A 12,111-nucleotide genomic window follows, 5' to 3' on the forward strand; every position below is an offset into this window, starting at 1 on the left:
CGGACTATAGTCGTGGCGAGGACGAACGGAGGTGGCGGGTGCGGCGAGAGGATCTTGCCGATGCGGACTGCGGCATCGCGCAGGCGCTCGGCGTGCTGGGGGACTGGTGGACGTTCCTCATCGTGCGCGACGTCGCCGGTGGGACGACCCGCTTCGACGCGCTGCAGCGTGAGCTGGGTGTCAGCCGTCGAGCGCTGACCGAACGCCTCGCCGCCCTGGTCGAGCACGGCGTGCTGGAACGCCGCCCGTACTCCCGACACCCGCCGCGCTTCGACTATCTCCTGACCCCCAAGGGTGAGGGGCTACTGCCGGTGCTGATCGCGTTGCAGGACTGGGGAACGAGACATCTGATGGGCGATGGTGAGCTGACCGCGACCGCCGACGCCGACTCTGCCGAGGCCCGCCGGGTGCACGACCTGATCGGGCGGCCGCTGCCCGAGGTCGCCCTGCCCGGGCCGGACGGGCAACCGGTCGCGCTGACCGGCGGCGGCGCGTGGAGCGTCCTCTACCTCTTCCCGGGGGCCTACGCGCCCGGGACGCAGGGTTACCCGCCGGGCTGGGCCGACATTCCCGGTGCCCGTGGCTGCACCCTGGAGTCGACCACCTACGCCGACCGGTACGCCGACTTCCAGACCTCTGGGGCGCGGGTGTGGGGAGTCAGCACGCAGCGGCCGGACCAGCTCGGCGACTTCGCCGCGCACGCCGGGCTGCCGTTCCCTCTTCTGTCCGATCAGGACGGTCGGCTCGCCGCCGGGCTGCTGCTGCCCACCTTCCGGGCCGGCGGGATCACCCGGTTCAAGCGGCTGACGTTGCTGGTCGACCCCTCGTCGGTGGTGCGAGCCGTGCAGTTCCCGGTCACCGACCCGGCCGGCTCGGTACAGGAGATGCTCACCCTGGTCCGCGAGCACACAAGGATCCCCGGCTGACGCGGGGCGTCGACCGGGGACCTTGTGGGCCGTACCGTCAGGCCGGGAGCGTCCAGCGCTGGTTGGCGCCGGCGAAGCAGTCCCAGATCTGCAGCCGGGTGCCGTCGGCGGAGCTGTTGTCGGTGGCGTCCAGGCACTTGTTCGACTGCGGGTTGCGCAGCGTGCCGTTGGACTGCGCCTGCCAGACCTGGGCGCCGCTGCCGTTGCACTCCCAGAGCTGGATCTTCGCGCCGTTGGCGGTGGAGCCGTTGGCGATGTCGGCGCACTTGCCCAGGGCGCGCAGCGTGCTGTCGCTGGCCACGGTCCAGGTCTGCGCGGTGGTGCCGTTGCAGCCATAGAGCTGGATGGCGGCGCCGTTGGCCGTGCTCGCCGCGGCCACGTCGACGCACTTGCCGCCGATGCCGGTGATCCGGCCGGTACGACCGGTCGGCGGCGGGGTGGTGCCGCCCATGATGGTGTCGTACATGGCGCTGACCAGGGAGGCCGAGTTGTTCTTGTCCTGGGACAGCTCCCAGTTCATCACGCCGCCGGCGTTGGCCAGGGCCCACTGCGTCTTGCGCTTGACCGTCGGGATGCCGTTGTAGCACTGCTGTGCGCCACCGGCGGTGGTGCAGTCCCGGTTGGCGTTGGCCGGGTCCAGGTCGACCAGCGCCGAGTAGGTGAAGTAGCCGGGGCGGCTGTAGAACGGGATGCCGAGCACGGCCTTGCTGGCCGGCAGGCCGCGGCTCTTCCACAGGTTGATGCTGGCGATCGACCAGTCGTAGTTGGCGTGCGGGTTGCCGCCGTCGTACGCCATGATGTTGAGCCAGTCGACCTGGCCGAACACGGCCGTCTGTACGCCCTGGACGCTGCCGCCCTCGGAGACGACGGCGGCGGTGAGCAACTTGCCGCGACTGTGCATCGCACTGCTGAGCTGCGTCATGAGCTGGGTGTAGTTGTTGGCCGAGGCGCCCGGGTCGGGGTATTCCCAGTCCATGTCGACGCCGTCGAGGTTGTACTGGTTGACGAAGTTGACCAGGTTGTTGACGAAGTTGGTCCGGCTGCCGGAGTTGGCCGCCAGGGCCTCGAAGGCCGAGTCGTTGCCGTCGTTCCAGCCGCCGACGGCGATGGACACCTTGACGTTGCTGGCGTGCGCGAGGGAGACCAGCGAGGAGAGTTTGCTCGGGTTCTCCACCGCGCGCAGGCTGCCGTCGTTGTTGGGCAGCACGAACGCGTAGTTGATGTGGGTGAGCTTGTTGTACTGGACGGTGTTGATGTTGCCGGCCCAGGAGGGCATGTAGCCGACGCTCTTGAAGTTGTTCGGCAGCACCACGGCCTGCGCGGCGGTGGACGTGACGGTGAGGGTGGCACCGGCTGTGGCCAGCGCGAGCAGGCCGGCGGCGAGGGCGCGGCGCAGTGGTGAGGACATCGGGGGCCTTCCCGTGGGCTGGGGACGACACCCGCCCGCGCAGGGTTGTCGCGGGCGGGAGGTGCGGGACGCAGGGACGGGTGGGCCTCGAGGCAGCTAAATCTTAAAGAGTGTTAACTGTCCGAGTCAATCAACGTCTATGGATTTCTGTGCCGCCGGCGCGGTATGGGGGTTTAACCGAACGACCGTTAAGCTGCTGGTGTGGGAATCGACGAGCTGTATCCGCCGGACCGGCTGATCGCCGCGCAGCGCGCCACCGCCGCTGCGGGTCTGGACGCCCTGCTGCTCACACCCGGCTCCGACCTGCGTTACCTCACCGGGTACGACGCCCACGCGGGGGAGCGGCTGACCTGCCTGGTGCTGCCCGCCGTCGGCGCACCGACCCTCATCGTGCCCCGACTGGAACGCCCGGCGGCGGAGGCGGCACCGGCGACCGGCGTACGCATCGTCGACCACGTCGACGGCACCGACCCGTACCCCCTGGTCGTCGCCGCCCTCGACGGCCCGGTCACGGCGGTCGGACTGTCCAACCGGATGTGGGCCGAGCAGGTCCTCGCGCTACGCGCGGCCCTTCCCGACGCCACCCAGCGGCTCGCCGCGGAGGTGCTGCGCGAGCTGCGCATCCGCAAGTCCCACGCGGAGATCGCGGCGCTCGCCGAGGCCGGCGCGGCGATCGACCAGGTGCACCAGGAGATGGCGCGGTGGCTGCGCCCCGGACGCACCGAGGCCGAGGTCGCCACCGACATCGCCGCGGCGATCCGGGCCGCCGGGCACGTCACCGTCGACTTCGTCATCGTGGCGGCCGGGCCGAACGGAGCCAGCCCGCACCACGGCACCTCGGACCGACCGATCGGCGCCGGAGAGCCGGTGGTCGTCGACATCGGCGGGACGATGGCCTCGGGCTACCGCTCGGACTGCACCCGCACCTACGTGGCGGGTGGGCCGGCGCCGGCCGACTTCCTGGAGTACTACGCGGTGCTGCACGACGCACAGCGCGCCGCGGTCGCCGCGGTGCGGCCCGGGGTCACCGGCGCGGCGGCCGACACCGCCGCCCGGGAGCCGATCGCCGCCGCCGGCTACGGCCCCGCGTTCCTGCACCGCACCGGCCACGGCATCGGGCTCGACGGTCACGAGGAGCCGTACCTGGTGGCCGGGAACGACCGCCCACTCCAGGCCGGCATGGCGTTCTCCATCGAACCGGGCATCTACCTGGCGGGCCGGCACGGCGCCCGCATCGAGGACATCGTCGTCTGCACCACGGACGGCGTGCAACGGCTCAACACCACCCCCACGGAGCTCATCGCACTATGACTGTCGACCGGATCCTGCCCACCGACGAGGCCCACGACCTGCTGGGTCTCGCCACCGAGCTCGCCGACCGCGAGCTCGCGCCGAAGGCCGCCGCCTTCGAGGAGCGCGCCGAATTCCCCCGCGGAGTGCTCCGTACCCTCGGCCGGGCGGGCCTGCTCGGCCTGCCCTACCCCGAGGAGTACGGCGGCGCGGCCCAGCCGTACGAGGTCTACCTGCAGGTGCTGGAGATCCTGGCCAGCCGTTGGCTCGCGGTCGCCGAGGCGGTCAGCGTGCACACCCTGTCCTGCTACCCGGTGTTCGCGTTCGGCACTGACGAGCAGCGCAAGCTCCTGCCGAACATGCTCGGCGGTGAGCTGCTGGGCGCGTACTGCCTCTCCGAGCCGCAGGGCGGCTCGGACGCGGCGGCGCTGAGCACGCGGGCGGTCCGTGACGACGACGTGTACCTGGTGTCCGGCACCAAGGCGTGGATCACCCACGCGGCGACGGCCGACTTCTACAACATCTTCTGCCGCACCGGAGGACCCGGCCCGAAGGGCATCTCCTGCCTGCTCGCCGACGCGGGCACGGCCGGCATCACCCCGCAGACGGCCGAGCGGACGATGGGACTGCGCGCCTCCCCGGTGGCGCAGATCGCCTTCGAGGAGGCGCGGGTGCCGGCCGACCGGCTGATCGGCGGCGAGGGTGTCGGCTTCACCATCGCGATGTCCGCACTGGACTCCGGCCGCCTGGGCATCGCGGCCTGCGCGGTCGGGTTGGCCCAGGCGGCCCTGGACTACGCGGTGGCCTACGCCCGGGAGCGGCAGCAGTTCGGCCGGTCCATCATCGACTTCCAGGGGCTCGGCTTCATGCTCGCCGACGCGGCCACCCAGATCTCCGCCGCCCGTGCGCTGACCCTCGCCGCGGCCCGGCTGCGTGACGCCGGTCGGCCGTACGGGATCGAGGCGGCCAAGGCGAAGCTCTTCGCCACCGACATGGCGATGCGGGTGACCACCGACGCGGTGCAGGTGCTCGGTGGCGCCGGCTACGTGGCCGACCACCCGGTGGAGCGGTACATGCGCGAGGCCAAGGTGCTGCAGATCGTGGAGGGCACCAACCAGATCCAGCGGATGGTGATTTCCCGAGCGCTGGCGAAGGGCTGAGCAGGCCAACGAGGCGGCGCGGCGCGGCTGCGGTGATCCACCGCGCCGCGCCGCCGGCCCGGCCCGGCGGGTACCTCGTCGCCGTCGAGCCGTTTTCCCGGTAGGTTGCACGCCGTGGAGGAGATCGACCGCGCTATCGTCGCCGCGCTGACCGCCGACGGCCGACTGTCGTACACCGACCTGGCCGAGAAGGTGGGGTTGTCGGTGTCCGCGGTGCACCAGCGGGTGCGCCGGCTGGAGCAGCGCGGGGTGATCAAGGGGTACGCCGCCCGGGTCTCGTTCGAGACGCTGGACCTCCCGTTGACCGCGTTCGTGGCGATCCGCCCGTTCGACCCGTCGCAGCCGGACGACGCGCCGGAGCGGCTGGCTCACCTGCCCGAGATCGACTCGTGCTACTCGGTGGCGGGGGAGGACTTCTACCTGCTGCTGGTGCGGGTGGCGAGCCCGACCGACCTGGAGCGGGTGCTGCAGGAGATCCGTACGTCGGCGAACGTCACGACCCGGACCACGGTGGTGCTGTCCACCCCGTACGAGAACCGGCCGCCGAAGATCAGCGCTGCGGCACCGAGTCGGTCGCGGTCCCGGGTGCCGGAGGAGCCGGCTGGTTCCACCGCAGGATGACCTGCCGGCCGTGCTCGTGACCGAGCGCGCTGACCGTGGCGGTTTCCAGGCGCAGCCGTCCGCCGGCGGACGGGGGTAGGCCGATCCAGCGGGCTCCGAGGACCCGCAGGCTGTGCGCGTGGCCGACCAGGGCGACGGTGCCCCGGTCGAGCAGCGGGGTGACGCGCGCCAGCACCCGGTCGAGTCGTTCGCCCACCTGCGCGGGTGACTCCCCGCCGGGGCAGCCGTCGGTCCAGATGTTCCAGTGCGGCTGGTCCTCGTGGATGTCGACGGTCGTGCGGCCCTCGTACTCGCCGTAGTTCCACTCGCTGAGGTCCTCGTCGACGGCGTCGACGGTGAGCCCGGCCAGCTGGGCGGTGCGCAGCGCCCGGGAGCGAGGGCTGGCCAGCACGGTCACGAAGCGCCGGCCGGCCAGGAACGCGGCGAGGGTGCGGGCCTGCCGCTCGCCGTCGGGGGTCAGCTCCAGGTCGGTGTACGAGGTGTGCCGCAGGCTGGCGCTCCAGGTGGTCTCGCCGTGCCGGATCAGCAGGAGCTCTCCCATGCGGCCAGTTAACCACCGAGGTCAGGTCGGCATGCGGCGGGCTCGAACACCGCCGCCGCTCACCTCTCAACCTATCTTCCTAGGATGCCTTACGCGGTGTGCCGACCGGCACCACCGGTTTCGGCACCGGGAGACCGGGCAAGCGAGCCAGGACAACCGCCAGACCGAGGAGGCGCGATGAGCTTCACCGAGAAGGCCAAGAACAAGGTTGAGCAGATGGCCGGCGCCGCGAGGGAGCGCGTCGGCGACAAGACCGACAACGAGCGGATGCGTGGCGAGGGCGCCAGCCAGCAGGGTGACGCGCGCGCCAAGCAGGCCGGTCAGAACGTCAAGGACGCCGGGCGCAACATGAAGGACGCCTTCAACAAGTGACCTGAGCGGTCCACGGGTCCCCGGGCGCACCGTTGCCCGGGGACCCGTCAGGTGCTGCGGATACTGTCGCCGAGTGACTGTGCTTCGCTCCCTGGTGTTGTTCGCACTGGCCGCGTTGGCCGAGATCGGTGGCGCATGGCTGGTCTGGCAGGGCTGGCGGGAGCAGCGCGGTCTGTGGTGGATCGCCGCCGGCGTGGTCGCGCTGGGCTGCTACGGCTTCGTCGCCACGTTCCAGCCGGACGCGAACTTCGGCCGGATTCTGGCCGCGTACGGCGGGGTGTTCGTGGCCGGCTCGTTGGGGTGGGCGATGGTGGTGGACGGCTTCCGCCCGGACCGGTGGGACCTGGCCGGTGCGGCGCTCTGCCTGCTCGGCGTGGCGGTCATCATGTACGCCCCGCGCGGCGGCTCCGCGGCGTAACCCTGTCCCTGCTTCCCACTCATGTCGACATCCGAAACTGCAAGATCGGCGGGGCGGGGGCTGGCGCACGGGGGCAGTGAGGTGTTTTCGCGTCTGCGATGATCTGCGGCGTGATCCGAGCTTGGCTTCGCCCGTTGTGGTGTGGCGTACTGGTGGCGGTGGCCGTTGTCGGAAGTGCCGGGTGTGCGGCAACCCGAGTGCCACCGGACAGGCCGGTCAGGCCGGTCTTCGTTGGTTCGTCTGCCTCTCCGGCCGTACCGTCGGCCAGCGCTACCCCACCGTCGGCCAGCGCCACCGCATCGCCGGCGGTTCCGACGCTTTCCCGCACACCGCAGGTTGTCCAGACGCCGACGGTTCCCACCGTGCCGGGGGCGACGGCGCCCGGGGCGACGCGGGTGGGGAGCCGGGCGCTGGTGGTGGATCACGGGCCGCGCACCGGCGACAAGGTCGCGTTGACCTTCGACGCGGACATGACCGACGGGATGCTGGCCAGCCTGCGGGCCGGGCGGGTGAAGTCGTACGCGAACCTGCGCATCCTCGACCTGCTGGAACGGGAGCGGGTGCCGGCGACCTTCTTCCTGACCGGCAAGTGGGTGCAGCGGTATCCGGACGTGACCCGGCGGATCGCCGGTAACCCGCGCTTCGAGTTGGCCAACCACACCTACGGGCACGCGGCGTTCACCGATGACTGTTACGACCTGCCCCGACTGCCGGTCGACAAGCTGGCCGACGACGTGGCGAGGACGTTCGCGGTGATCGAGCCGTACGGGGGTCGGCAGACCCGGTACTTCCGTTTTCCGGGGCTGTGCCATGACGCGGCGGCGCTGGACGCGCTGGCGCCGCTGGGTGTGACGGTGGTCGACGGGGACGTGGTCAGCGGCGATCCGTTCGCGACGGCGTGGAAGCCGTTGGTGCGGGCGGTGTTGGACCACGTCCGCCCCGGGTCGGTGGTGATCATGCATGTGACCGAGGCGAACGCGGCGATGACCGACGAGGCGTTGCCGCACATCCTGGCTGGTCTGCGGGAGCGGGACCTGGTGCCGGCGCCGCTGTCGGAGGTGTTGGCCGGCGACTGACCGGCGCGCGCGTTCGGGCCGAGGTCCGCGGCGTCCCCGGGTTGTTGGTTCCCCGGGGTGCCGGGTCGTGGCGGGTCAGATGTCTTGCGCGTCGTTGACGGTCATGACGATCTTGCCTCGCCGGGATCCGTGTTCGACCGTCTCGTGTGCGTCGGTCGCCTTCTGGATGGGGAATTCAGCCTCGATCGGCACCGTGAACCGGCCCTCGGTGAACAGTTCGGCGGCGGCGCTCAGGCCGTGCCGGCCGTCGGGTTCACCGGCCAGTTGGCCGATGGACAGGCGAATGCCGTGGGTGGGTGCGGTGAAGTCGGCCAGGGTCAGCACGGCTGCCGGGTCGCCGGTCAGTTGGAGCAGTTCGGTGAGGGAGCCGGCGCCGGCGACGTCGAGTGCGCGGTCCACCCGAGGCGCGTCCAGGGCGTTGAGTCGGTTCGCGAGGCCGGGCCCGTAGGTGACGGGTGTCGCCCCGAGTTGGCGGAGGAAGTCGTGGTTGTCGGTGCGGGCGGTGCCGATGACCCGGATCCCGCGGGCTGCGGCGAGTTGGACGGCGATGCTCCCGACGCCGCCCGCGGCGCCGTCGACGAGGAGGGTCATGCCGGGTCGCAGGTCCAGGAGGTCGAGGGCCCGGGTGGCCGTCTCGGTGCTGGAGCCCGCCGCGCCCGCTTGCGCCCATGGCATGGTTGCGGGCTTGTGTGCCCAGAGCGGCAGTACCGCGAACTGCGCACTTGCGCCGCCGAGCTTTGCCAGTTCGACGACACCGAAGACGTGGTCGCCGACCGTCACGCCGTCGACGTCGTCGCCGATCTCGTCGACGATTCCGGCCGCGTCGACGCCGGGGATGTGCGGCAGTGGCAACTGGGCGCTCATCGGGGTGCGGCCCGCCCGGAGTCCGACGTCGACCGGGGAGACTCCGGCGGCCCGGACGCGGATCCGGATCTGGCCGGCTCCTGGTCGTGGCGCGTCGGCCGTGGCGAGGTGAAGTACCTCCGGGCCGCCGAACCGGTCGAACTGCACTGCGAACATCAGCGGCTCCTCAGCCTCGATAACGTGGTCGTAGCCGTACCGTAGCCCGGAACCGGAGCAGCTGTTCCGCTATGGGTTCAAGTGAGAAGGGGGAGGGTTGAAGATGCCTCAGAAGCAGCGCGCCGACGCCCGATCCAACCGTGAGCGGGTCGTGGCGGCAGCGCGGGAGACGTTCGCGGCGGCAGGGCTGGAAGCGCCCATGCGCGAGGTGGCCCGGCGGGCGGGGATCGGGGTGGCGACTCTCTATCGGCATTTCCCGACCCGCACCGACCTGGTCACGACGGTCCTCGCCGAGCGTGTCGAGGCCTGTGCTGTGCAGATGCGTCGTGCCCTCGACGATCCTGACCCGTGGCGGGCGCTGTCCGGCATGGTCCTGGAGTTCGCCGATCGGCAGATCCGTGACCAGGCGCTCAACGAGGCGCTGTTGGGGTCCGGCGAGATGGGTGCCGTCTTCGGTGCCGAACGGCGGGAGCACGCGCAGGCGTTGAACGTGCTGGTCGCCCGTGCACGGGCCGCGGGCGTGCTACGTGACGGCGTGGACGTGGACGATGTTCGGGCCGGTCTCCTGGCCATCGCGTCGCTGCGGCGGTTGCCGGCGAGGACGAGCGCCCAGGTGATCGGCAGGCTCGCCGATCTCGTCCTCGCCGGAATCCGCGTCTGATTGGTGGTCAGTCGTCGCGGTGGTCGGTCCACCACTGCTGGCCGTCGGCGGGCAGGGTGTCGATCGGGTCGTAGTAGGCGTAGCGCTTGTTGAGTGCCTCCAGGTCGGCGGACTCGATGGAGGTGCGGTAGTTCTTGGTCCAGTAGGAGATGCCGCGTTCGCGGTCGTAGTCGGTGAGCATGTGCACCCAGCGCTTACCGACGAAGGGGACGTCGCAGACGATGCGGGGGGTGGCGTAGCCGGGGAGGTAGCCCATGATGTCGTGCTGGAGCTGCTGGGCGTGCCAGACCGGGACCCGCCAGTGTTCGGCGTTGGGGATCATGTCGCACATGTAGAAGTAGTAGGGCAGGATCCCGGCTTCGCCCTGTAGCGCGAAGCAGAGGTCGAGCAGCTCGGGGGTGGTGGCGTTGACGCCGCGCATGAGCACGCCCTGGTTGCGCACGTCGCGGACGCCGACGTCGAGGGCGGTCTGGGCGGCCTTGGCGACCAGTGGGGTGAGCGACTGGGCGTGGTTGACGTGCGTGTGGATGGCGAGGTTCACGCCGCGGCGGGCGGCGGTGCGGGCGACGCGCTCCAGGCCTTCGACGACGTCGGGTTGCAGCCAGTGCTGGGGGAGGCCCATGAGGGCCTTGGTGGCGAGCCGGATGTCGCGGACCGTTTCCAGTTCCAGCAGCCGCATCAGGTACGACTCGAGGTTGCGCCAGGGGACGTTGGCCACGTCGCCGCCGGAGACGACGACGTCGCGTACGCCGGGGTGGCCCTTGAGGTAGGCGATGTGGGCGTCGTAGCGGTCGACGGGCTTGAGGGTGAGTTTGAGCTTGTCGACGGCGGGGGTGGAGTTGCCGACGAGGTCCATGCGGGTGCAGTGGCCGCAGTACTGGGGGCAGGTGGAGAGCAGTTCGGCGAGGACCTTGGTGGGGTAGCGGTGGGTGAGGCCTTCGGCGACCCACATGTCGTGTTCGTGCAGGCTGTCGCGGCTGGCGTAGGGGTGTGACGGCCAGTCGGTGCGTCGGTCGGAGGCGACCGGGATCATGTATCGGCGGATGGGGTCGGCGAGCAGCGCCTCGGTGGTGAGGGGCGCGAACGGCACCATCGTGTTGATCATTTGGGGTGGTACGAGCATCGACATGGTGGCGAGGGCCTGTTGGTCGGCCTCGAGGTCGGTGTAGAAGCTGTCGTCGATGAGGTCGCCGAAGACGGCGCGGAGCTGCTTGATGTTCTTGACGCAGTTGACGCGTTGCCACTGGGCGGATTCCCACTGGTCGCGGGTGATGTGTCGCCAGCCGGGGAAGCGGGTCCAGTCGGGTTCGACCAGGGGGCGGCGGTGGTATTCGTATGGCTGCCCGGCGGTCGGTACGGCGACCGGGGCGTGACGGGGTTGAGGGATGGTCTCAACCGGTTGGGTCTGGGTCACGGCCCCTCCTCGGTGTTGCGGCTGATCATCGAAGCCCGAAGGCTACTGGAAAATATCCGGCGAAGAAATTAGTCTGCCGTAAGTTTTCCCGTTACGCGAGCCTTGACCGGGGCTTCGAGCGGCTGGGCAGGGGAGGTTGGCGTGACGTCACCGGTGGGACTGCACCGCGTCGTGCAACCGACGGGGGTGCTGCCGCAGGCGGCTTGGCGCCTGGACACGTCGGCGGCGATCGCACCGAACGAGGTGCGGATCCGGGTGCAGCGGCTCAACCTGGACGCGGCGAGCTTCCGGCAGTTGTCGGAGAAGCACGGTGGGGACGGCGACGCGGTCCGGGCCGAGGTGCTGGAGATCATCGCGACGCGGGGGAAGATGCAGAACCCGGTGACCGGTTCCGGCGGGATGCTGATCGGCACGGTCGAGGAGTCCGGCCGGCGTTCCCCGCTCGGGCTCAAGCCGGGGCAGCGGGTCGCCAGCCTGGTGTCGTTGACGCTGACCCCGCTGGTCGTGACCGACGGGCTGGCCCGCTGGGACGGGCGCAGCGAGCAGGTGCCGTGTGACGGGTGGGCGATCCTGTTCGCCCGTTCCATCGCGGCGGTGCTGCCCGACGACGAGGACCCGCAGTTGTCCCTGGCCGTGCTGGACGTGTGCGGGGCGCCCGCGTTGACCGCGCGGGTGGTGTCGCGTCATGTCGAGGACCGGCGTCGTGTCGGTGACCCGACGCCGGTGCGGGTCGCGGTGATCGGCGGGGCGGGCAAGAGTGGGTCGCTGTCTCTGGCGGCGGCGCGGCGGGCAGGCGCCGCGCGTACCGTCGGGGTGGTGCCGGTCGCGGCGGAGCGCGACGCGCTGACGGCCGCCGGCCTGGCGTCGGTGGTGGCGTTGGCCGACGCGCGGGACCCGGTGGGGTTGTCCACCGCGGTGACCACCGCCCTGGGTGCCCCGGCGGACGTCACGGTCGTCTGTGTCGACGTGCCGGGGTGTGAGCACGGGGCGGTGTTGGCCACAGCCGACGGCGGCACAGTGATCTTCTTCTCGATGGCGACGAGTTTCTCCGCGGCCGCGTTGGGCGCCGAAGGGTTGGCCGCCGACGTGACGATGCTGGTGGGCAACGGGTACGTGCCGGGGCACGCGGAGTTGGCGCTGGGGCTGTTGCGCGCCGAGCCGGGGGTGCGTCAGCTGTTCGCGGCGCGGATCGCGGCAGACTGAG

Annotated in this window: 13 protein-coding genes; 9 read left to right on the top strand and 4 right to left on the bottom strand. The window is 71.0% G+C overall.

Translation table 11 applies throughout. The features are described 5' to 3' along the window. Positions 1-38: 38 nt before the first annotated feature. Positions 39-926, top strand: coding sequence for a winged helix-turn-helix transcriptional regulator (locus JOD64_RS31140; protein ID WP_204945546.1), 888 nt, complete (start codon positions 39-41; stop codon positions 924-926). Between the two features lie 37 nt (positions 927-963). On the opposite strand, the gene JOD64_RS31145 is transcribed toward JOD64_RS31140, so the two are convergent. Then, a complete protein-coding gene (locus JOD64_RS31145) occupies positions 964-2,334 on the bottom strand; it encodes a glycosyl hydrolase family 18 protein (RefSeq protein WP_204945547.1) in 1,371 nt (456 codons plus the stop codon). Between the two features lie 201 nt (positions 2,335-2,535). Here JOD64_RS31145 and JOD64_RS31150 point away from each other — a divergent pair, with 201 nt between their 5' ends. From JOD64_RS31150 to JOD64_RS31160, 3 genes are all read left to right on the top strand, one after another. Continuing rightward, the gene (locus JOD64_RS31150) at positions 2,536-3,645 is read left to right on the top strand and encodes a M24 family metallopeptidase (protein ID WP_204945548.1); all 1,110 of its coding nucleotides are present in this window, start codon (positions 2,536-2,538) and stop codon (positions 3,643-3,645) included. Continuing rightward, positions 3,642-4,784, top strand: a complete 1,143-nt coding sequence (locus tag JOD64_RS31155) for an acyl-CoA dehydrogenase family protein (RefSeq protein WP_204945549.1) — start codon at positions 3,642-3,644, stop codon at positions 4,782-4,784. The genes JOD64_RS31150 and JOD64_RS31155 overlap by 4 nt, the downstream gene beginning before the upstream one ends. A gap of 114 nt (positions 4,785-4,898) precedes the next feature. After that, positions 4,899-5,405, top strand: coding sequence for an Lrp/AsnC family transcriptional regulator (locus tag JOD64_RS31160; protein WP_204945550.1), 507 nt, complete (start codon positions 4,899-4,901; stop codon positions 5,403-5,405). Here JOD64_RS31160 and JOD64_RS31165 read toward each other — a convergent pair. After that, entirely contained in the window at positions 5,335-5,946 is a 612-nt protein-coding gene (locus tag JOD64_RS31165; RefSeq protein ID WP_204945551.1) for a histidine phosphatase family protein, read from the bottom strand. The genes JOD64_RS31160 and JOD64_RS31165 overlap by 71 nt on opposite strands. Positions 5,947-6,123: 177 nt before the next feature. Here JOD64_RS31165 and JOD64_RS31170 point away from each other — a divergent pair, with 177 nt between their 5' ends. The 3 genes from JOD64_RS31170 to JOD64_RS31180 all read left to right on the top strand — a co-directional run bounded on the left by JOD64_RS31170 (position 6,124) and on the right by JOD64_RS31180 (position 7,812). Beyond that, a complete protein-coding gene (locus JOD64_RS31170; RefSeq protein ID WP_204945552.1) occupies positions 6,124-6,318 on the top strand; it encodes a CsbD family protein in 195 nt (64 codons plus the stop codon). Between the two features lie 73 nt (positions 6,319-6,391). Beyond that, a complete protein-coding gene (locus JOD64_RS31175; RefSeq protein ID WP_204945553.1) occupies positions 6,392-6,736 on the top strand; it encodes a YnfA family protein in 345 nt (114 codons plus the stop codon). A 362-nt stretch (positions 6,737-7,098) separates the two neighbouring features. Beyond that, positions 7,099-7,812, top strand: a complete 714-nt coding sequence (locus JOD64_RS31180) for a polysaccharide deacetylase family protein (RefSeq protein ID WP_307813846.1) — start codon at positions 7,099-7,101, stop codon at positions 7,810-7,812. A gap of 75 nt (positions 7,813-7,887) precedes the next feature. Here JOD64_RS31180 and JOD64_RS31185 read toward each other — a convergent pair whose 3' ends face one another. Next, the gene (locus JOD64_RS31185) at positions 7,888-8,832 is read right to left on the bottom strand and encodes an NADP-dependent oxidoreductase (RefSeq protein ID WP_204945554.1); all 945 of its coding nucleotides are present in this window, start codon (positions 8,830-8,832) and stop codon (positions 7,888-7,890) included. A 103-nt stretch (positions 8,833-8,935) separates the two neighbouring features. On the opposite strand from JOD64_RS31185, the gene JOD64_RS31190 reads away from it, so the two are divergent. Then, complete coding sequence (locus JOD64_RS31190; RefSeq protein WP_204945555.1) at positions 8,936-9,493, top strand: TetR/AcrR family transcriptional regulator; 558 nt, start codon at positions 8,936-8,938, stop codon at positions 9,491-9,493. 7 nt (positions 9,494-9,500) lie between these two features. Here JOD64_RS31190 and JOD64_RS31195 read toward each other — a convergent pair whose 3' ends face one another. Then, positions 9,501-10,907 (bottom strand): KamA family radical SAM protein, encoded by a 1,407-nt coding sequence (locus tag JOD64_RS31195; RefSeq protein WP_204945556.1) that lies wholly within the window; start codon positions 10,905-10,907, stop codon positions 9,501-9,503. A gap of 141 nt (positions 10,908-11,048) precedes the next feature. Between JOD64_RS31195 and kdd the strand changes: the two genes are divergently transcribed. Next, a complete protein-coding gene (kdd, locus tag JOD64_RS31200; protein ID WP_504740336.1) occupies positions 11,049-12,110 on the top strand; it encodes an L-erythro-3,5-diaminohexanoate dehydrogenase in 1,062 nt (353 codons plus the stop codon). Position 12,111: the final 1 nt, after the last annotated feature.

Source organism: Micromonospora luteifusca, assembly GCF_016907275.1.
In the GTDB taxonomy this organism is placed as follows: Bacteria; Actinomycetota; Actinomycetes; order Mycobacteriales; family Micromonosporaceae; genus Micromonospora; species Micromonospora luteifusca.